This is a genomic window from Amycolatopsis sp. NPDC101161 (genome assembly GCF_044768185.1).
Lineage (GTDB): Bacteria > Actinomycetota > Actinomycetes > Mycobacteriales > Pseudonocardiaceae > Amycolatopsis.
The window spans coordinates 836,090-855,579 of sequence record NZ_JBIWPI010000005.1 but is presented as its reverse complement, the minus strand read 5'-3'; the positions used below and the strand labels follow the sequence as shown (position 1 = coordinate 855,579).

Below are 19,490 nucleotides of genomic sequence, written 5' to 3'. Positions count from 1 at the left end.
TCAGTCGAGGACGGCCAGCTCCAGCCCGCGCAGCCGCTCCGGGTCGGCGATGACGTCGATGCCGGTGATCCGGTCGCCGTCGACCCGGAACGCCAGGACGACCGACAGCCGCCCGTCGCGCAGCCAGAGCAGTCCCGGCGAGCCGTCCACGAGGGCCAGCTCGCTGGCGCGGGCCCGTTCGGAGGCCAGCACCGCGCCCCTGCGCACGTTTTCCACGCCGCGCAGCACGACCGGCGCGGGGCTCGGGCCGACGAACCGGTCCGCGTGCAGCACCACGTCCGGCGCGAGGAGCGCAAGAAGCGCTTCGAAATCGCCGCCGCGCGACGCCGCCAGGAACGCCTCGACGACCTTGCGCCGCCGCGGCAGGTCCGCGGCCGTCGTGGAGCCGCCCTTGACCCTCCGCCGGGCCCGGCTCGCCAGCTGACGGGCCGCCGCCGGCGTCTTGTCGATCATCGGCGCGATCTCGTCGAACGGCACGGCGAACATGTCGTGCAGCACGAACGCGACCCGTTCGGCCGGCGCCAGCGCGTCGAGCACGACCAGCAGCGCCAGCCCGACCGTGTCGGCCAGCTCCGCCTCCTGTTCGGGGTCCCGGCGGTCCTCACCCTGCTCGGGCCGGCCTTCCAGGGGCTCCTCGCGGTGGTTGCGCCGCGTCCGCAGCATCGACAGGCACACCCGGGCGACGACGGTCGTCAGCCACGCGCCGACGTTCTCGACCTCACCCAGGTCGGTGCGGTCGAACCGCAGCCAGGCCTCCTGGACGGCGTCGTCGGCCTCGCTCGCCGAACCGAGCATCCGGTAGGCGACCGCGCGCAGCCGCGGCCGCTCCTGCTCGAACCGTTCGGTCAGCGTGTCCACCGTGCCTCGTTCCCTCCGTCGCGGTCGTAGCAGTAGACCCCGCGGCGACGGCCGATGTGACGAGAACGCGGAGACGTCGTCCGTGATCTGGATCATCCGGCCCGGTCAGCTACCCATGAACCACCCTCCTCGGCTCGTACCACGTCTCCCCCACTGGCTCGCCCGCCATGTTCCAGCTCCACGAAATCCGCGGAGTGATCCGCGTGTACAGCCCCGGCCCCACCAACCCGGTCCGTTCCACCGGATCGTCCGCCTCGCCGTACACGCGGATCGCCCGCGCGATGAACGGTTGCAGCGACACCAGGTCGTCCACCACCAAGGCGACTTTCCGCCGGCCGTCGCCGATGTTCCGGAACTTGCGGGTGGCCGCCACGGCCGCGCCGGTCCCGCCGACCCAGAAGTCCTCGCCGTCGAGCTCGAACGCGAGCGGGACGACGTCCGGCTGCTCCCCGGCGCCGAGCGTGGCCACGCGGGCGAGTGGCTGCGAACGCAGGTAGCCGATCTCTTCGTCGGTGAACGTCATGAGCACTCCTTCGTGTCCGGCTCCACCCCCTACACGAACGCGCCGCCCCGGGATCGACAGCTCAGAGCACGCAGAACTCGTTGCCCTCCGGATCCGCCATCACGACGTGGTCCGGACGGCCGTCCAGCACGTCTTCGCGCAGCACGGTCGCGCCCGCCGCGGTGAGGCGGGCGACCGCCTCGACGACCCGCTCCCACCGCGTCTCCCACGCGACGTCGCGGCCGCCGCCGGCCTGGACGTCCAGATGCACGCGGTTCTTCGCGACCTTGCCCTCGGGCACCTTGAGGAAGCTGAGGTTCGGCAGCACGCCTTCCGGATCGCTCAGGTAGGCGCCGTCGTCCCATTCCGCCTCGGGCACATCGTGGTGCGCGAACCAGTCTTCCCAGCTCGCGAAGCCCGCGGGTGGTGGCCGCTCGATATAGCCGAGGGCCACCGCCCAGAATCTCGCCAGCACGCGGGGTTCCGCGCAGTCGATCGTCAGGCTCCACCGCACCGTCACGGACGAAGCGTAGCCGCGAGGAGCGCCACCGCGCCCTTCGCGACGGCGATTCCCCGTGCCGCCACGTGGTTTTCGTCCAACGCGGTCACCGGGTCCGACACCATGACACTGGTGACCAGCGAGCGGCCGTCCGCCGTGCGCGCCAGGTAGTTCAAGGTCAGCACGCCGGGTTCGCTGCCACCCTTGAACCAGACCTCCGGGAACGTCGCCCGGTCGAGGGCGAGGCCACCGTCGTTCAGCGACAACGCGTGCCCGATCTCCGGCTGGTTCTCCTTCTGCAGTCCGGAAAACGCCCGGCAGATGTCGTCCGGCGAACCGAACCACTCGATGTCGTCGATCTTCTCGGGTGCGGTCCAGCCCTGCAGTCCGGTGAGCGGAAGCCGTTCCAGCCCGGCGACCGCCGCGGGACGCGCCCAGCGCGGCAACGCCAGGTAGGCGTCGGCGCGAGCCGGGTACCGCGTGGCCTTGAGCTCGAACATCGCCTTCGTGGTCAGGAACGGGATGTTCGCCGCCGGTCGCTGGTTGCCGAACGCGGTGAGCTGCCGTTGCACGGCATCCCGCCCCAGCCGGTGGATCAGGTGGTCGGTCGCGGTGTTGTCGCTGATCGAGATCATCTTGTCGGCGTAGGCGGACAACGGGAGCTGAGTGCCAGCGGGTTCGTTCTGCAGCACCCCGGACGGCAGGCTCTTCCAGTCGTCCCGGATCGCCAGCGGCTCGGTCCAGGATGCTTTGTGCTCGGCGACCGCTTTGCCGAGCGCGCCCAGGACGTAGAGCTTGAACGCCGAACCCAACGGCCGCTGCACGTCATCGCGGACGCCGTGCACGTCCCGGCAGCGCCCGTCCGGGAGGATCTCCGACGCGCCGAACGACACCCGGCCGCCGAGGGCAGCCAGCTGCGCGTCGACCTCCGGCCACGAAGCCGGGACCGGGTCGTCGGGTTTCGCTGCGAGCCCGTCGATCAGCCCGGCCTGGTCCACGTGCAGGCCGAGCAGGTAGTCGTCGGCGGTCCCGTGGACCGCCGCTTCCACGTGGTCCGGGGCCTCGGTGACGATCCGTTTCAGTTGGAGCGGCCCCAGCTTCCCGAGCGCGCCGTTGACTCCCGCCGGGCCGCCCACGGCGTCCAGCATGACCTGGGCGACGTGCTCACGGACTTCGGTGTCGGGCACCGGGACGCGCCCGGTCGCGTCGACCACCCACTCGAGCTGTTGTGTCGCCGTGGGCACCTCGGCGGCTTGGGCGGCCGGGGCCACCAGTGCCGCCAAGAGCGCGACCACGCCCGCTATGGCTGTCTTCATTCGTCCCCCTGTATTTCCATCGTTCCCCCTTGGTCACCGGCTACTCTTCGGCCGGCCTGATCCACAACCCGGCCACCCGGCCGTCTTCCCGGTAGGTCACCTGCACGGTCCGCTCACCCGCCTCGAAGGCCAGTGGCATGTGGACGACCGTGTAGTCACCCATGGACCGCGCATACGGCTCCCCCGTCCGCTCGTACTGCCCGACCGCCCCGGCCACCTGGGCCCAGGCGAGCTTCAGCTCGTCCTCGCCGACCGCTTCGCGCATGCGGTCGTCGAAGTCCCGGCGGACCTCTTGCCACTGGCAGCCGACGAGCTCCGCCACGAGCTCTTCGGCGCGGTGAAGCACGTCCGGCGGCTTCAGCTCTGTCATGGACTCCCCCGTCGTCGGATCGACCGGCCGGCCGAACCGCTGGAAGGCGGCCTGCCGGCTGGTGCCCAGGAGATTGCCGATCTCCTGCCACGTGTGCCCGGCCGCCCGGGCCGCGTCCACCGCGTCCCGCAGCGTCGCCTCCGCGTCGCGGACCTTCTCCACCGCTTCGCCGACCGCGGCCAGCGGCCCGTGTTCCGGCACGCTGTCAAGGATGAATTGACGGTCCACGAATGTCAAGTCAATCTTTACGCTCTCGCGCCGGCGGCGGGCGGCACTCCGGCACGTAGCATCACAATACTGGCGATTTCGGCCGGAGCCTTGGCGAGGTGGCAGCGGCTTGCCACAGGCGGCGCATTTCATGCTTTCGAGTGTAGCGCACGGAATGCCAAAGCGTGCTAACGTCGGAAGCACGAAATGACCGCGCCCACCACCTGGGAGGCGTGGCCATCCGAGGGGGAGGACGATTACGGTGAGAACCGATGAGTGAACGCACCTGGGGCTTCCGGACCCGCGCACTGCACGCGGGCGGCACCCCCGACCCAGCGACCGGCGCGCGGGCCGTGCCGATCTACCAGACCACGAGCTTCGTCTTCGAAGACGCCGCCGACGCGGCGAACCTCTTCGCGCTGCAGAAGTACGGGAACATCTACAGCCGGATCGGGAACCCGACCGTAGCCGCGTTCGAGGAGCGGATCGCCAGCCTCGAAGGCGCGATCGGCGGCGTGGCGACCGCGAGCGGGCAGGCCGCGGAGTTCCTCACCTTCAGCGCGCTCACCGAGGCGGGCGACCACATCGTGTCGGCGAGCGGCCTCTACGGCGGCACGGTCACGCAGCTCACCGGCACGCTGCGGCGGTTCGGCGTGGAGACGACGTTCGTCAGCGGCGGCATCGACGACTACGCGGCCGCGATCACCGACCGGACCCGGCTGCTCTACACCGAGGTGATCGGCAACCCCGGCGGCGGCATCGCGGATCTCGCGGCGCTGGCGGACCTCGCGCATTCCCACGACATCCCGCTCGTGGTGGACGCGACGCTGGCGACGCCGTACCTGTGCCGCCCGATCGAGCACGGCGCCGACATCGTGCTGCACTCGGCGACGAAGTTCCTCGGCGGCCACGGGACGACGCTCGGCGGCATCGTCGTCGAGTCCGGGAAGTTCAATTGGGGCAACGGGAAGTTCCCCCGGATGACCGAGACCGTCGAAAGCTACGGCGGCCTGAAGTACTGGGAGAACTTCGGCGAATACGCGTTCTGCACCCGGCTGCGCGCCGAACAGCTGCGGGACATCGGCGCGGTCCTGTCACCCCACTCGGCTTTTTTGTTGCTGCAAGGGGTCGAGACGCTTCCGCAGCGGATGGACGCACACGTCGCCAACGCGCAGGCGGTCGCCGAGTATCTCCAAGCGGATCCGCGGGTGGCGTGGGTGTCGTACGCCGGGCTGCCTTCGCACGCGCACCACGACCTGGCGAAGAAATACCTGCCCGCCGGGCCGGGCGCGGTGTTCTCGTTCGGCATCGACGGCGGCCGGGCGGCGGGCGAGAAGTTCGTCGAATCGGTGGAGCTGTTGTCGCACCTGGCGAACGTCGGCGACGCGCGGACGCTGGTGATCCACCCGGCGTCGACCACGCACGCCCAGCTGTCGGAAGACCAGCTCGCGGCGGCGGGCGTCGGCCCCGACCTGATCCGGCTGTCGATCGGACTGGAGGACGTCGACGACATCCTCTGGGACCTCGACCAGGCGCTGGGCAAGGCGGTGGCCGGATGACGCATGAGGTGGGCGCCGTCGAACGGCGGGCGATCCTGAACCGGACGAAGTCGGTGACGCTGGTGGGCGCGTCCGCCAATCCGGCGCGGCCGAGCTACTTCGTCGCGACCTACCTGCTCTCGTCGACGCGCTACGAGGTCAACTTCGTCAACCCGCGGCTGGACACACTGTTCGGGAAACCGGTGTACGCCTCACTGAAGGACCTACCGGGTGAACCGGACCTGGTCAGCGTTTTCCGGAAGCACGACGACCTGCCCCAGGTGGCCGAAGAGGTGATCGACGCCGGCGCGCGGACGCTGTGGCTGCAACTCGGGCTGTGGCACGAGCCGGTGGCCGACCGGGCGCGGGAAGCCGGACTGGACGTCGTGATGAACCGGTGCGTGAAGATCGAACACGCACGCTTCGCGGGCGGGCTCCACCTGGCCGGGTTCAACACCGGCGTGATCAGCTCCCGGAGGCAGTCGGCACCCTAGGGAAGAGAACGCCCGTTCCCGCTGTTGGCCTGGGGTATGACCGAAAAGCTGGGGATCACGTTGTCCGGCGGCCCGACCGCACTCCTGGAGCTGGGCGGCGTGCGACTGCTCACCGACCCGACCTTCGACGCGCCCGGCGACCACCCCGTCGGCAACCGCGTGCTGGTCAAGACCGAGGACTCCGTGCTGACCGAAGAGGCGGTCGGCGTGGTGGACGCGGTCCTGCTGTCCCACGACCAGCACCCCGACAACCTGGACGACCGCGGCCGCGCCTACCTCGGAACGGTGCCGCTGACCCTGGTCACGCCCAGCGGAGCCGAACGGCTGGGCGGCACCGCGCGAGGCCTGAAGCCCTGGGAGGAGACACAGGTCGGACCGCTGACGGTGACGGCAGTGCCGGCGCTGCACGGCCCGGAGGGCGCCGAGCCGACGACCGGCGAGGTCACGGGGTTCGTACTGAGCGGCAGCGGCCTGCCGACGGTGTACGTGAGCGGGGACAACGCGTCGGTGGAGCTGGTGCGGGAGATCGCGTCGAGGTTCCGCATCGACATCGCGGTGCTGTTCGCCGGCGCCGCCCGAACAAAGTTCTTCGACGGCGCACCTCTGACGCTGACCAGCGCAAACGCAGTCGAGGCGGCAAAGGTCCTCGGCGCGGCCAAGGTGGTACCGCTGCACTTCCGCGGCTGGCAGCACTTCACCGAGGGGCCAGAGGTGCTGCACAAGGAGTTCGAGACGGCCGGCCTGACCGACCGGCTGGTCCTGCTCGAGCCGGGGCAGCGCGCAGAGGTCTGAGAACAGGCAAGAGGGGCGGGGCAGGCGGAAGGACCGGCAAGGGGCGGGGGCCGGCGGGGCGGGGCGGGGCGGGGCGGGGCGGGGCGGGGCGGGGACGAGTGAATCCCGCCGACTAGGCGCAGGGCCGGCACGCACCTTGGAGGCGCGCGCCAAACGGGCACGGGACCTGACCCCACCCGAAGCGAGTGACTCTGCCCCGGCGGTCATCCGTCGCCAGAGGCGAGTGACTCACCCTGGCGGCCATCGACACATGCCCGGCTAACAACCGGTGGGCGCGCGCCGGACCGGAGCGGCCCTGCCCTGCCTCAGACGAGCCACTGCCCCCGCAGCGATCGAGGGCGAACCTGCAGGCGCAGGACGGCCGCGCCGCGGCTGGCGCACGCTCTCGGGAGCGAGCGGCCCATTACCGCACACACAGCCGGCCGCCGGCGGGTGCGCCGGACCGGCACGGCCCCAGGCGAGCCACAGCCCCCGGCAACGTTCGAGCGCGAACCTGCTGGCGCAGGACGGCCGCGCCGCGGCTGGCGCACCCCCTCTGGAGCGAGCGGCCCACTACCGAACACACAGCCGCCCGCCGGCGGGCGCACCGGACCGGCACGCCCCCCACGCGAGCCACAGCCCCGGGCAACGTTCGAGCGCGTACCTGCGCCGCGGGCTGGTGCTCGCCCGCAGGATCCGATGGCCCGCCGCCGCACGGACGCGTGGGCACGCGGCAACCCCCGACCGCGCCCATGAGAGGCTGTCCGCATGGCCAAACCGACCCCGCTGCAGTTCCGGAACATCCTTGTCGCCTTGTTGGCGGCGGCGGGCTTCGTCTGGAGCGTCGTGGCCGGGCTTCAGTGGTGGGTCAGCGCCATCATCGGCTGCGCCTGTGTGCTCTCGCTGGCCTCCGCCTACCTCAACCGGCCCGGCGCTGACAGCTAGCGCGTCTTGGAATAGCGGGCCTTCAAGTTCGTCCGGCCTGCCTCGGTGAGCCGGCCGAACAGGCGCAGCCGCGCCAAGCCGCCGTCCGGGTAGATGTCCAGGCGGGCCTCCGTCACCTCCGGGCCGTCGCTCAACGCGAAACGGTGGCGGGTGTCCGGCTGCAAGCGGGTCTTCGGCAGCAGCTCGACCCACTCGCCGTACGTGTCGCGGCCACTCACCGATGCCCAGCCCGGGGCGTTGCCCTTGAGGTTGCTCGTGTCCAGCTCGGCGAACCGGACGATGCCCGCGCCCGCGAGGCGGAGTGTCACCCAGTCGTTTCCGTCGTCGCGGCGGCGGGCCGTCTCCCAGCCCTCTGCCTGGTGCGCGGCCAATCCGGGCGTCAACAGGTTATTCGGCGATGAATAGAACTTGTTGCTGCAGCCCGTGACGATCGCGCCGTTCTCCAACGCCGCCAGGTCGAGTGCGTCCAAGTCCAGCAGGTCCGGGTCGGGGATCGGCGTGCCGTGGACGCGCAGGCGGGCTACGCCGCCGTCCGGGTGCTGCGTCAACCGGACGTGCGTGTAGCGGCGCGAACCGTTGACCGCGTAGAAGTTCTCCGTGTGGCCGGCTGCCGGGGCGTGGTCCACCAGGACGTCCCAGTCCGCTGTCTGCAGCTCCGCCGCCGACGGGTAGCCCGGCACCGATGCCGCCTCGACCGAGACGAACGGCGGGTAGTTGCCCTTGAAGAACGCCGTGTCGACGATGACGCCGGTGACCGTGCCGGCCAGGCCGAGCCTGACCACCGCCTGGTCGTCGCCGGGTTCGCGGTGGCGGCGGGTCTCCCAGCCGTCGTAGACCTGGCCCTTCGGGCCGAACGTCTCGGCGCGGTGCGCCGGCGTCCACGGGTTGACCAGGTTCTCCTTCTCGGCGAACAGCTCGTCGGTCGCCCACATCACCGTCCCGCCGAAGCGGCGTGACGCGAGGTCGGGCAGTTCGGTCCACTCAGGACGGTCGGACAAGGCAGCCTCCATTTCAGCAGTCCCCCCGGTTCAGCAACGCGCCGCGCGGCTCGTCGCCGGTGATTTCGGTGCCCCGCAACCACGTCGAGCGCACGACGCCGGCGAGCGGCCGCTGGTCGTAGGCGCTGACCGGGTTGCGGTGCTTCAGTTTCGCGACGTCGACGACGAACGCCTCGTCCGGCGCGAACACGCAGAAGTCGGCGTCGTACCCCGCCGCCAGGTGACCCTTGCGGCGCATCCCGGCCTGCGCGGCGGGGCGCTCGGCCATCCAGCGGACGACGTCGGTGAGCGCGAACCCGCGTTGCCGCGCCTGCGTCCAGATCGCCGGCAGGCCCAGCTGCAGGCTCGAGATCCCGCCCCAGGCGAGCCCGAAATCGCCGCTGTCGAAGCGTTTCAGCTCCGGCGTGCACGGCGAATGGTCGCTGACGATGGTGTCGATCACGCCGTCGGCGAGCCCCTGCCACAGCAGTTCGCGGTTGGCCGCCTCCCGGATCGGCGGGCAGCACTTGAACTGCGTCGCGCCGTCGCGGATCTCCTCGGCGATGAAACTGAGGTAGTGCGGGCAGGTTTCCGCCGTCAGCGCGACACCGTCGCGGCGCGCCGACGCGACCAGCGGCAACGCCTCGGCCGACGAAAGGTGCAGGATGTGCGCTCGCGCGTCGTGGCGGCGGGCCGCCTCGATGACCTGGGAAATCGCGAGGTTCTCCGCCTCACGCGGCCGCGAGCTCAAGAAGTCGACATAGCGACCGCCGTGCGGCTCCGGCGCCGAATCGATCTCGTGCGCGTCTTCGGCGTGGACGATCATCAGCGCGTCGAAAGAACTCAGTTCGCGCAACGCTTCGTCGAGCCCGGCCGGGTCGAGCGGCGGGAACTCGTCGACGCCCGAGTGCAGCAGGAAGCACTTGAAGCCGAACACCCCGGCTTCGTGCAGGGCACGCAGATCGCCGGCGTTGCCGGGGACCGCGCCGCCCCAGAAGCCGACGTCGACGTGCACCCGGCCGGTCGCCGCCTTGCGCTTGACCTCCAGCGCCGCGACGTCGACGGTCGGGGGCAGGCTGTTGAGCGGCATGTCCACGATCGTGGTCACGCCCCCCGCCGCGGCCGCGCGGGTGGCCGTTTCGAAGCCCTCCCACTCGGCGCGGCCGGGATCGTTGACGTGGACGTGCGTGTCGACGAGTCCCGGCAGCAGCACGACGTCGTCGCCGAGCTCCAGCTCGCGGTCGCCGGACAAGGCAGCCCCGCCGGGTTCGACCGCGACGATCCGGCCGCCGTCGACGCCGAGGGTCGCCGGAACCTCGCCCTCGGCCGTGACGGCTCGGGCCGCGCGCACCACAAGATCCATCCGAAAACCCTTCTCCGGGAGGATTGACCACCGCCGATTTCACAGTACGGAAAGACGGTTTCGCACAACGACAGTAACCACGGCGCGCGCCGCTCGTCAACGACGGACGCGGCGCGTTACGGTCATCCTCGTGCGGCTTGAAGCGGAGTTCACCAGCGAACCGTTCCACGGCGAGGGTTCGCCGCCCGAGCACGCCGTCGCCGCGCGCGACGCCGCCGCGGAAGCCGGGCTGGACACCGACTTCGGCCCGCTCGGGACGCTCGCCCGGGGCGAGGCGAAGGAGCTTTACGACGCGCTCCCGGTGATCGCGCGGGCCGCGCTCGACGCGGGTGCGACCCAGGTGACGCTGCAGGTGCGCCGGGTCGGCGCGGACAAGGCCGAAGCCGCCGAACCGCGCGCCGCGACAGGCGGGAAGACGCCACGCGACGCCGGGAAGGCGGGGGCGGACGAGACCGTCGTCGAGCTGAACGACGCCCTCGCCCGGCTCATCGCCGACGTCGAGCGCGAAATGGGCGCCAAGCTGGGCGAACTCGATCGCGCCGGGAAGCAGCGAGCCGTGCGCGTCCTGCGCGAGCGCGGCGCCTTCGACCTGCGGAAGTCCGTCTCCTCGGTGGCCGACGCGCTGGGCGTCACGCGGTTCACCGTCTACAACTACCTGAACCGGGAAGCGGACTGACCAGCGCTTTCAACAAAATGTTGACGGATCTCCGGTGTCGACGTACGGTCAGCCCGTGCTGCTCTCCGAGTTCAACACCGCCGACGACGTCCGCCCGCTGCTGACGGCGTGCCTCGCCGTCCCCCGCTGGGTCGACGCGATCCTCGACGGCCGCCCGTACGCCGACCTGGCCGCCCTCAAGGCCGCCGCCGACCTGCCGTTGAGCAGCGACGAAATCCGGCAGGCCATGGCCGCGCACCCGCGGATCGGCGAGAAGCCGGCGAGCGGCTGGGCGCGCGGCGAACAGTCCGGTGTGGACAACGCCGACGCCTTCGCCGCCGCGAATGCCGAATACGAAGCCAAGTTCGGCCACGTCTACCTCGTCTGCGCCAGCGGCCGCAGCGGCGAAGAGCTGCTGAAGATCCTCCGATCCAGGCTGGGCAACGATCCCGCGACCGAACTGGACGTCGCCGGGCGGGAACTCCTCAAGATCGCCGAACTCCGACTCGCGAAAGCGGTGACCGCGTGAGCCTCGTGACCACCCACGTCCTCGACACGGCGACCGGACGCCCCGCGCGGGGAATCGCCGTCCGGTTCGAGACCGCCGAAGGCAAGCCGATCGCCGATGGGCGGACCGACGACGACGGCCGTATCCGCGACCTCGGCCCGGAAACCCTGGAACCCGGCGCGTACCGGCTGGTCTTCGACACCGGCGCCTACCTCGGCCCGGAGGCCTTCTTCCCGGAGGTCGCGCTGACCTTCCGGATCGCCGACGGCACCGCGCACCACCACGTGCCGCTCCTGCTCAGCCCGTTCGCCTATTCGACCTACCGAGGGAGCTGAACCGTGGCCATCACCCTGGGCCCCAACCAGTACGGCAAGGCGGAGGTCCGCCTGGTGACGGTGCGCCGCGACGGCCCCGTGCACCACCTCAAGGACCTCACCGTGTCGACGTCGCTGCGGGGCGAGCTCGCCGCGACGCACCTCACCGGCGACAACGCCGGCGTGCTCGCGACCGACACGCAGAAGAACACCGTGTACGCCTTCGCGAAGGAAGCGCCGGTCGGCGAGATCGAGGACTTCGGCCTGCGCCTCGCGCGGCACTTCACCGGCTCGCAGGGGAACATCACCGGCGCGCGGATCAAGATCGACGAGCACGGCTGGGACCGGATCGCGGTCGGCGGGGAACCGCACGACCACGCGTTCAGCCGCTCGGGCGACGAACGGCGCACCACGGCCGTGACGATCCGCGACGGCCGCGCGTGGGTCGTGTCCGGCATCGACGGCCTGACGCTGCTGAAGTCCACGGGTTCGGAGTTCCACGGCTTCCCGCGCGACCAGTACACGACGCTCGCCGAGACCGACGACCGCATCCTCGCGACGGCCGTGACGGCGAAGTGGCGCTACCAGGGCGAGGACGTCGACTGGGCCGAGAGCCACCGCGAAATCCGGCGGCTGATGCTCGAGACGTTCGCGACGAAGCACAGCCTTTCGCTGCAGCAGACGCTGTACGCGATGGGCGAGGCGGTGCTGAACGCGCGCGAAGAGGTCGCTGAAGTACGGCTCTCGCTGCCGAACAAGCACCACTTCCTGGTCGACCTGAGCCCGTTCGGGCTGAAGAACGACAACGAGGTGTTCTACGCGGCGGACCGGCCGTACGGCCTGATCGAGGGCACGATCCTGCGCGACGACGCCGAGGACCCGGGCCCGGCCTGGGACATCCACTGACCGACGCCACGGCGCCCGGATTGATAGAACGCTCTACCGATCCGGGCGTATCGTGGCACCGTGGCAGGGACCAAAGAACGCATCATGGCCGCCGGCGCGGAACTGTTCCGGCGCAACGGCTACAGCGGTACCGGGCTGAAGCAGATCGTCGCCGAGGCGAATGCTCCCTTCGGGTCGCTCTACCACTTCTTCCCCGGCGGCAAGGAGCAGCTCGGGGCGGAGGTCATCCGGACCTCCGGGCTCGCCTACATCCAGCTCTTCGACCTCTTCATCGCGCCCGCTCCGGACGTCATCAGCGGGATCGAGGCCTTCTTCGCCGCCGGGATCGCCACCCTCGAAGCCACCGACTACGTCGAAGGCTGCCCGATCGCGACCGTCGCCCTGGAGGTCGCCTCCACCAACGAACCGCTGCGGCAGGCCACCGCCGACGTCTTCACCGCCTGGATCGACGCCGGGACCGAAAAGTTCGGGAAGTTCGGGCTCGGCCCAGCCGCCGCGCGGACGCTGACCATCACCGCCGTCAACAACCTCGAAGGCGCCTTCGTCCTCTGCCGCTCGCTGCGGGACACCGAGGCCATGGCCGTCGCCGGCGCCGCCACCGCGGATGTTGCCCAACGACTACTCGACGAGAACGCACAACTTTAGTCGGGAATCCAACACGAATACTCAAAATGGCGCTTGACCGCGCAGCATCCGACACGGATGCTGCCCAGTGCTGTCCGACGACAGTGGTCTAGTCCTCCTGCCTCACACCGCCGTCCGGTTGGAGCCGCCATGCGCCGAGTCTTCGCCGTCCTTGCCGCCGTCCTGGCGGGCGCCGCACTCAGCAGCCCGCCCGCCCAAGCCCTCGAAAACGGGCTCCTCCGCACGCCCCCGATGGGGTGGAACACCTGGAACACCTTCGAGTGCAACATCAACGAGACGCTCGTCAAGCAGACCACCGACCTCATGGTCAGCTCCGGGATGCGCGACCGCGGCTACACCTACGTCAACCTCGACGACTGCTGGATGACCAAGACGCGGGACGGCAACGGCAACCTCGTCGCCGACTCCGCCAAGTTCCCCAGCGGTCTCAAGGCCCTCGGCGACTACATCCACGCCCGCGGGATGAAGTTCGGCATCTACGAGAGCGCCGGCTCCGAAACCTGCCAGCACTACCCCGGCAGCCTCGGCCACGAGCAGGCCGACGCGAACCTCTTCGCGAGCTGGGGCGTCGACTACCTCAAGTACGACAACTGCGGCAGCCCCGCCGGCGAAAACCAGCAGGACTACGTCCGCCGCTACTCCGCGATGCGTGACGCGCTGAAGGCCACCGGCCGCCCGATCGCCTACAGCATCTGCGAATGGGGGAACTTCAGCCCGTCGACGTGGGCGCCGGACGTCGGCAACCTGTGGCGCACCACCGGCGACATCACGAACAACTGGGGCAGCATCGACTCGATCTACCGGCAGAACGTCGGTCTCGCGTCCGCCGCGAAACCCGGCGCCTGGAACGACCCCGACATGCTCGAAGTCGGCGACGGCATGGACTTCCAGGAGGACCGCGCCCACTTCACGCTCTGGGCCGCCATGGCCGCGCCGCTGATCGCCGGCGCCGACCTGCGCTCCGCCAGCGTCGCCACCTTCTCGACCTACCTCAACGCCGACGTCATCGCCGTCGACCAGGACGCGCTCGGCAAGCAGGCCACCCGCATCGCCACCGGGAACGGCCTCGACGTCCTGGCGAAACCGCTCCAGGGCGGGGACGTCGCCGTCGTGCTGTTCAACGAAAACGGCACCACGAAGACCATGTCGACCACGGCCGCCGCGGCCGGGCTGCCCGCGGCGTCGAGCTACCGGCTGACCAACCTGTGGTCCAAGGAGCAGACCACCAGCACCGGCACGATCAGCGCGGACGTCCCCTCGCACGGCGCGGTCATCTACCGCGTCAAGGCCGGCGCGAGCGGCAGCAGCACCGCCCGGCCGCTGCAGGGCGCGTCCTCCTCACGCTGCATCGACATCAACGGCAACGTCACCACGCCCGGCACCAAGGTCGACATCTGGGACTGCGACGGCGGGCCGAACCAGACCTGGACGTTCACCAGCGCCGGCGAGCTGAAGTCCGCCAGCGGTCTTTGCCTCGACGCCAACGAAGGCGGCACCACCGCCGGGACCAAGCTGATCGCCTGGACCTGCCACGGCGGCGCGAACCAGAAGTTCAAGCTCAACCCCGACGGCTCGATCACGGGCACCCAGACCGGCCTGTGCGTCGACGTCACCGGCGGCGACAAGCCCGCCGGCAACGTCAACGGCGTCCAGCTCGAGCTCTGGGGCTGCAACGACGACGCCAACCAGAACTGGCTGCTCAAGTAGCGGTCAGGTGCTCCGGCCGGACCGGGACGCGCGTGAGCGCGAGCCCGGTCGCGGCCCGGATCGCGGCCACGATCGCCGGGGTCGACGAGATCGTCGGTGGCTCGCCGACCCCGCGCAGGCCGTACGGCGCGTGCGGGTCCGGGCGCTCCAGGACGTCGATGGTCATCGGCGGCATGTCCAGGACCGTCGGGATCAGGTAGTCGGTGAAGGAGGGGTTCCGGATCTTCCCGCCGGAGGTCTGGATCTCCTCCATCACCGCGAGCCCGAGCCCCTGCGCCGAACCGCCTTGGATCTGGCCCAGCACGGCTTGCGGGTTCAGCGCCTTGCCGACGTCCTGGGCGCAGTCCAGCGCGACCACCTTCACCAGGCCCAGCTCCGTGTCGACGTCGACGACCGCCCGGTGCGCGGCGAACGCGTACTGCACGTGTGCGGTGCCCTGGCCGGTCTCCGGATCCAACGATGACGTCGGCCGGTGCCGCCACTCGACGGTTTCGTCGTAGACGTCGTCGCCGAGGACGTCCACCAGGTCCGCGACCACCTGGCCGTCGGCCGCGACGAGCTTGCCGCCGACCACGCGCACCCGCTGGTCGAACCGGGACAGCAGCCGCGTCCGCACCGCCGCGCAGGCGGCCTGGACCGCGCCGCCGGTGACGTAGGTCTGGCGTGACGCCGACGTCGAGCCGCCGTTGCCGATCGAAGTGTCCATCGGCAGGACCGTCACCTGGTCGACGCCGAGCTCGGTCCGGACGATCTGCTGCATGATCGTCACCAGGCCCTGGCCGACCTCGCAGGCCGCGGTGTGCACGGTCGCGGCCGGCTCGCCGCCGACCAGCTGCAGGCGCACCCGGGCCGTCGAGTAGTCGTCGAAGCCCTCGGAGAAGCAGACGTTCTTGATGCCGACGGCGTACCCGACACCGCGCACGACGCCCTCGCCGTGCGTCGTGTTCGACACCCCGCCCGGCATGTGCCGCAGGTCGAACGGCCGGTCCGGCGGCATCGGCATCTCCCGCACGCGGGAAAGCAGCTCGGCGACCGGCGCTTCCGCGTCGACGACCTGGCCGGTCGGCATCAGGTCGCCTTCGCTCATCGCGTTGCGGACGCGGATCTCCACCGGGTCCAGGCCACACGCGAGAGCGAGCTTGTCCATCTGCGACTCGTACCCGAACGCCGCCTGCACAGCTCCGAAGCCGCGCATCGCGCCGCACGGCGGGTTGTTCGTGTACGTGCCCCAGCAGTCCACCGAGACACTGTCCACTTTGTACGGTCCGACGCCGAGCGTGGCGGCGTTCGCGACCACCGCACCGGTCGAGGACGCGTACGCGCCGCCGTCGAGGTACAACCGCGTACGCACGTATACGAGACGCCCGTCGCTGGTGGCGCCGTGCTCGTAGTACATCTTCGCCGGGTGCCGGTGGACGTGACCGTAGAAGGACTCTTCGCGGTTGTAGACCATCTTCACCGGCTTGCCGGTGTGCAGCGCGAGGAGACACGCGTGGACCTGCATCGACAGGTCCTCGCGGCCGCCGAACGCGCCGCCGACACCGCCGAGCGTCAGCCGCACCTTCTCGACCGGCAGGCCCAAAGCGGCGACGATCTGCTGCTGGTCGACGTGCAGCCACTGCGTCGCGACGTAGAGGTCGACGCCGCCTTCGGTGTCCGGCACGGCGAGCCCGGACTCCGGTCCGAGGAACGCCTGGTCCTGCATGCCGACCTCGTAGACGCCCGAGACGACGACGTCCGCGGAGACGTCTTGCGGGCCGCGGCGGATCTTCACGTGCCGCACGACGTTGCCGCCCTCGTGCAGCGAAGGCCCTTCGCCCGCGACGGCCGCTTCGGAGTCCGTGACCGGGGAAAGCTCTTCGTACGAAACGACGATCCGCTTCATCGCGCGGCGCGCGGTCTCCGGGTGGTCGGCGGCGACCAGCGCGACCGGTTCGCCCTGGTAGCGGACGACGTCGGACGCGAGCACCGGCTGGTCGGCGTGCTCGAGGCCGTACCGGTTGACGCCGAGGACGTCTTCGTGCGTCAGCACCGCGTAGACGCCCGGCACGGCCAGGGCTTCGGCGATGTCGATGCCGGTGATCCGCGCGTACGGGTGCGGGCTGCGCAGCGTCACGCCCCACACCATGTCTTCGTGCCACAGGTCCGAGGAGTAGGCGAACTCGCCGCGCACCTTCACCGTGCCGTCGGGACGGCGCGGTGACGCGCCGACGCCGTTCGCGGTCTGCGTGGTGACGGAAGTGGTGGTCATCTGCCCTCCCTCAGCCGGGCGCTCGCGGCGGCCAGCTCGCCGGCGATCTCGGACTCGTCGGCTTCGCGCAGCGTGCCGTCCTCGACGACGGCCTTGCCACCGACGAACAGCCGGCGCAGTGGCGGCGTCGTGCCGAGCACCAGCGCCGCGACCGGGTCGGCGATGCCCGCGTAGTTCAGGCCGGTCAGGTCCCAGACGGCGAGGTCGGCGAGCTTCCCGGGCTCGATCGAGCCCAGGTCGTCGGCGCGGCCCAGGCAGCGGGCGCCGCCCATCGTGCCCATCCACAAGGCTTCCCGCGTGGTCAGGCCGCGGGGCCCGCCGCGCTGGCGAGCCTGCAGCAACGCCTGGTGCAGCTCTTCGCCGAGGCCGCCGGACTCGTTGGACGCGGCCCCGTCGGCGCCGAGCCCGACCGGGACGCCGGCGTCGAGGAGGTCGCGGACCGGGGCGATGCCGGCGCCGATCCGGCCGTTGGACGTCGGGCAGTGCGCCGAGCCCGTGCCGGTCGCGCCGAACCGGCGGATCGCCTCGGGCGCGAGGTGGATGGTGTGGGCGAGCCAGACGTCGTCGGCGAGCCAGCCGAGCTTGTCGGCGTACTCGGCGGGCGTGCAGCCGACCTCGGCGAGGCACTGCTTCTCCTCGTCGAGCGTCTCCGCGAGGTGGGTATGAAGCCGGACGCCCTTGCGGCGGGCCAGCTCGGCCGCGCCGGACATCAGCCGCTCGGTGACCGAGAACGGCGAGCACGGGCCCACGGCGATCTGCAGGTGAGCACCCGCCGAGTCGTCGTGGAAACGCTCGATCGCCGCTTCGGTGCCGGTCAGCGCGTCCTCGGTCGACTCGACGAGGTTGTCCGGCGGCAGGCCGCCGTCGGACTCGCCGCGGTCCATCGACCCGCGCACGACGTGCAGCCGGACGCCGATCCGCTGGCGGGCCGCGGCCAGCGCCGCCACCTGGTCACCGCCGTCGCGCGGGAAGACGTAGTGGTGGTCGGCGACGGTGGTGCAGCCGGTCAGCGCCAGCCGCGCCATCCCGGCCGTGCCGGCGGCGTGCGTGATCTCCGCGTCGAGGCGCTTCCAGACCGGGTAGAGCGCGACCAGCCACTCGAAGAGCGTGTGGTCGGCGGCCAGCCCGCGGGTCGCCCACTGGTAGAGGTGGTGGTGGGTGTTGATCAACCCGGGCGTGACCAGGCACCCTTCGGCGTCGACGCGCTCGTCGAACTCACCCGTGTAGACGCCTTCGCCGACTTCGGCGATCCGGTCGTTCTCGACGACGACATGGCCGTTGGCGTACTCCTCGCCCGTCACCGTGGCGACGGCCGCACCGCTGATGAGCGTCCTCACGCGACCCCACCCTTCGCGACGGCGCGCACGGCGTCGAGGATCTTCTCGTAGCCGGTGCAGCGGCACAGGTTGCCGGCGAGGGCTTCTCGGATCTCCTCGTCGGACGGGTCGGGGACGCGGTTGAGCAGGTCGTGCGCGGCGACGACCAGGCCCGGCGTGCAGAAGCCGCACTGCACGGCGCCGGCGTCCACAAAGGACTGCTGGACCGGGTCGAGGGTGTCGCCGTCGGCCAGTCCCTCGACCGTGCGGACCACACGGCCCTCGGCCTGCCCGGCCGCGACCAGGCAGGCGCACACCGGGACGTCGTCGAGGTAGACCGTGCAGGAGCCGCATTCGCCCTGCTCACAGGCGTTCTTCGAGCCCGGCAGACCGAGCCGCTCGCGCAGGACGTAGAGCAGGCTTTCGCCCTCCCAGACGTCGTCCGCCTCGCGTTTCTCCCCGTTGATCGTCACATTCAGGCGCATGCGCGCTCCCCCGTCCGGTGTTCGTCCCAGGCCCAAGTCAACGTTCGCCGCGCTAGTACCCCCAACGCGTGCTTCCGATACGCGGCGCTGCCCCGGACGTCGTCGATCGGCGACGTCGCTTCGGCCACGAGGTCACCGAAGCGGCGCTTCAGGGAGTCGGCCAGCGGCTCGGCCGACGTCCACGGCAGCTCGGCGGCCAGGAACTCCTCGGCCGCTCGTGCCCGGCGCGGGGTCGGAGCCGCGGACCCGATCGCCGCGCCGACCTGCCCGTCGCGAAGGGCGAGTGCGAACGAGCAGACCGCGATGACCATCGCGTTGCGCGTCCCGACCTTGGCGAACTGCTGCGGCCCGGCGTGCGCGGGCAGGTGGACGGCGGTGATCAGCTCGTCCGGTTCGAGGGCGTGGCGTTTCACGCCGACGTAGAAATCCTCCGCGCGGAGGATCCGGGTCCCCCGGACGGAGGCCGCCTCGACCCGCGCGTCGAGGGCCAGCAGCACCGGGTGGGTGTCGCCGGCCGGGGACGCGGCGCCGAGGTTGCCGCCGACCGTGCCGCGGTTGCGGATCTGCGGCGACCCGACCGTGCGCGACGCCATGGCCAGCGCCGGGACGGATTCACCCAGTTCGGCGATCACGCGGGTGTACGGGACGCCGGCGCCGAGCCGGACCGTGCCGTCCGAGTGATCCACAGTGGACCACTCCGCCAGTTCGCCGACCCGGGTCAGGTCCAAGAGGGCCTCGGGGCGCCGGTGGTCGAAGTTCAGCTCGACCATGACGTCGGTGCCGCCGGCGATCGGCACGGCGTCCGGCCGCTCCGCCTTGAGGGCGAGGGCCTCGGCGAGCGTCGTGGGACGCAGGAACTCCAC

Annotated in this window: 21 protein-coding genes; 10 read left to right on the top strand and 11 right to left on the bottom strand. The window is 71.0% G+C overall.

The genetic code is table 11. From position 1 onward, the window contains the following. The 5 genes from ACIRSS_RS37495 to ACIRSS_RS37475 all read right to left on the bottom strand — a co-directional run bounded on the left by ACIRSS_RS37495 (nucleotide 1) and on the right by ACIRSS_RS37475 (nucleotide 3,746). Nucleotides 1-858, bottom strand: a complete 858-nt coding sequence (locus ACIRSS_RS37495; RefSeq protein ID WP_400903674.1) for a sigma-70 family RNA polymerase sigma factor — start codon at nucleotides 856-858, stop codon at nucleotides 1-3. Between the two features lie 109 nt (nucleotides 859-967). Then, nucleotides 968-1,381, bottom strand: coding sequence for a PPOX class F420-dependent oxidoreductase (locus ACIRSS_RS37490; protein WP_400903672.1), 414 nt, complete (start codon nucleotides 1,379-1,381; stop codon nucleotides 968-970). 61 nt (nucleotides 1,382-1,442) lie between these two features. Continuing rightward, complete coding sequence (locus tag ACIRSS_RS37485; protein WP_400903670.1) at nucleotides 1,443-1,880, bottom strand: VOC family protein; 438 nt, start codon at nucleotides 1,878-1,880, stop codon at nucleotides 1,443-1,445. After that, nucleotides 1,877-3,175: a serine hydrolase gene (locus ACIRSS_RS37480; protein ID WP_400903668.1), complete on the bottom strand. Its 1,299-nt coding sequence runs from the start codon at nucleotides 3,173-3,175 to the stop codon at nucleotides 1,877-1,879. The genes ACIRSS_RS37485 and ACIRSS_RS37480 overlap by 4 nt, the downstream gene beginning before the upstream one ends. A 40-nt stretch (nucleotides 3,176-3,215) precedes the next feature. Next, a complete protein-coding gene (locus tag ACIRSS_RS37475; protein ID WP_400903666.1) occupies nucleotides 3,216-3,746 on the bottom strand; it encodes a DUF3887 domain-containing protein in 531 nt (176 codons plus the stop codon). A 278-nt stretch (nucleotides 3,747-4,024) separates the two neighbouring features. On the opposite strand from ACIRSS_RS37475, the gene ACIRSS_RS37470 reads away from it, so the two are divergent. From ACIRSS_RS37470 to ACIRSS_RS37455, 4 genes are all read left to right on the top strand, one after another. Continuing rightward, nucleotides 4,025-5,311 carry an O-acetylhomoserine aminocarboxypropyltransferase/cysteine synthase family protein gene (locus tag ACIRSS_RS37470; RefSeq protein WP_400903665.1) on the top strand — a complete coding sequence of 429 codons (1,287 nt, stop codon included), beginning with the start codon at nucleotides 4,025-4,027 and terminating at the stop codon, nucleotides 5,309-5,311. Then, on the top strand, nucleotides 5,308-5,784 hold the full coding sequence (locus ACIRSS_RS37465; RefSeq protein WP_400903663.1) for a CoA-binding protein: 477 nt from the start codon (nucleotides 5,308-5,310) through the stop codon (nucleotides 5,782-5,784). The genes ACIRSS_RS37470 and ACIRSS_RS37465 overlap by 4 nt, the downstream gene beginning before the upstream one ends. Before the next feature lie 36 nt (nucleotides 5,785-5,820). Next, a complete protein-coding gene (locus ACIRSS_RS37460) occupies nucleotides 5,821-6,576 on the top strand; it encodes an MBL fold metallo-hydrolase (protein ID WP_400903661.1) in 756 nt (251 codons plus the stop codon). A gap of 747 nt (nucleotides 6,577-7,323) precedes the next feature. Further along, the gene (locus ACIRSS_RS37455) at nucleotides 7,324-7,500 is read left to right on the top strand and encodes a hypothetical protein (protein WP_400903659.1); all 177 of its coding nucleotides are present in this window, start codon (nucleotides 7,324-7,326) and stop codon (nucleotides 7,498-7,500) included. On the opposite strand, the gene alc is transcribed toward ACIRSS_RS37455, so the two are convergent. Next, nucleotides 7,497-8,510, bottom strand: a complete 1,014-nt coding sequence (gene alc, locus ACIRSS_RS37450; protein ID WP_400903657.1) for an allantoicase — start codon at nucleotides 8,508-8,510, stop codon at nucleotides 7,497-7,499. The genes ACIRSS_RS37455 and alc overlap by 4 nt on opposite strands. A 1-nt stretch (nucleotide 8,511) precedes the next feature. Then, the gene (gene allB, locus ACIRSS_RS37445; protein WP_400903655.1) at nucleotides 8,512-9,840 is read right to left on the bottom strand and encodes an allantoinase AllB; all 1,329 of its coding nucleotides are present in this window, start codon (nucleotides 9,838-9,840) and stop codon (nucleotides 8,512-8,514) included. A gap of 130 nt (nucleotides 9,841-9,970) precedes the next feature. On the opposite strand from allB, the gene ACIRSS_RS37440 reads away from it, so the two are divergent. The 6 genes from ACIRSS_RS37440 (at nucleotide 9,971) to ACIRSS_RS37415 (ending at nucleotide 14,575) form a co-directional block, all read left to right on the top strand. Continuing rightward, a complete protein-coding gene (locus ACIRSS_RS37440; RefSeq protein ID WP_400903653.1) occupies nucleotides 9,971-10,516 on the top strand; it encodes a helix-turn-helix domain-containing protein in 546 nt (181 codons plus the stop codon). A gap of 55 nt (nucleotides 10,517-10,571) precedes the next feature. Then, nucleotides 10,572-11,024 carry a 2-oxo-4-hydroxy-4-carboxy-5-ureidoimidazoline decarboxylase gene (locus tag ACIRSS_RS37435; RefSeq protein ID WP_400904041.1) on the top strand — a complete coding sequence of 151 codons (453 nt, stop codon included), beginning with the start codon at nucleotides 10,572-10,574 and terminating at the stop codon, nucleotides 11,022-11,024. Then, on the top strand, nucleotides 11,021-11,338 hold the full coding sequence (gene uraH / locus ACIRSS_RS37430; RefSeq protein ID WP_400903651.1) for a hydroxyisourate hydrolase: 318 nt from the start codon (nucleotides 11,021-11,023) through the stop codon (nucleotides 11,336-11,338). The genes ACIRSS_RS37435 and uraH overlap by 4 nt, the downstream gene beginning before the upstream one ends. Nucleotides 11,339-11,341: 3 nt before the next feature. After that, the gene (gene pucL / locus ACIRSS_RS37425) at nucleotides 11,342-12,223 is read left to right on the top strand and encodes a factor-independent urate hydroxylase (RefSeq protein ID WP_400903649.1); all 882 of its coding nucleotides are present in this window, start codon (nucleotides 11,342-11,344) and stop codon (nucleotides 12,221-12,223) included. An 84-nt stretch (nucleotides 12,224-12,307) separates the two neighbouring features. Beyond that, nucleotides 12,308-12,868 carry a TetR/AcrR family transcriptional regulator gene (locus ACIRSS_RS37420; protein WP_400904039.1) on the top strand — a complete coding sequence of 187 codons (561 nt, stop codon included), beginning with the start codon at nucleotides 12,308-12,310 and terminating at the stop codon, nucleotides 12,866-12,868. Between the two features lie 129 nt (nucleotides 12,869-12,997). Beyond that, nucleotides 12,998-14,575: a glycoside hydrolase family 27 protein gene (locus ACIRSS_RS37415; RefSeq protein ID WP_400903647.1), complete on the top strand. Its 1,578-nt coding sequence runs from the start codon at nucleotides 12,998-13,000 to the stop codon at nucleotides 14,573-14,575. Here ACIRSS_RS37415 and pucD read toward each other — a convergent pair. Genes pucD through ACIRSS_RS37395 form a run of 4 tightly spaced genes read right to left on the bottom strand, consistent with a single transcriptional unit; the run spans nucleotide 14,568 to nucleotide 19,490 of the window. Beyond that, complete coding sequence (pucD, locus tag ACIRSS_RS37410) at nucleotides 14,568-16,826, bottom strand: xanthine dehydrogenase subunit D (protein WP_400903645.1); 2,259 nt, start codon at nucleotides 16,824-16,826, stop codon at nucleotides 14,568-14,570. The two genes, ACIRSS_RS37415 and pucD, sit on opposite strands and share 8 nt — an antisense overlap. Beyond that, nucleotides 16,823-18,163 (bottom strand): 8-oxoguanine deaminase, encoded by a 1,341-nt coding sequence (locus ACIRSS_RS37405; RefSeq protein WP_400903643.1) that lies wholly within the window; start codon nucleotides 18,161-18,163, stop codon nucleotides 16,823-16,825. The genes pucD and ACIRSS_RS37405 overlap by 4 nt, the downstream gene beginning before the upstream one ends. Beyond that, nucleotides 18,160-18,627 carry a (2Fe-2S)-binding protein gene (locus tag ACIRSS_RS37400; protein WP_086679939.1) on the bottom strand — a complete coding sequence of 156 codons (468 nt, stop codon included), beginning with the start codon at nucleotides 18,625-18,627 and terminating at the stop codon, nucleotides 18,160-18,162. Before ACIRSS_RS37400 ends, ACIRSS_RS37405 begins: the two co-directional genes overlap by 4 nt. Then, a complete protein-coding gene (locus tag ACIRSS_RS37395; protein ID WP_400903641.1) occupies nucleotides 18,618-19,490 on the bottom strand; it encodes an FAD binding domain-containing protein in 873 nt (290 codons plus the stop codon). The genes ACIRSS_RS37400 and ACIRSS_RS37395 overlap by 10 nt, the downstream gene beginning before the upstream one ends.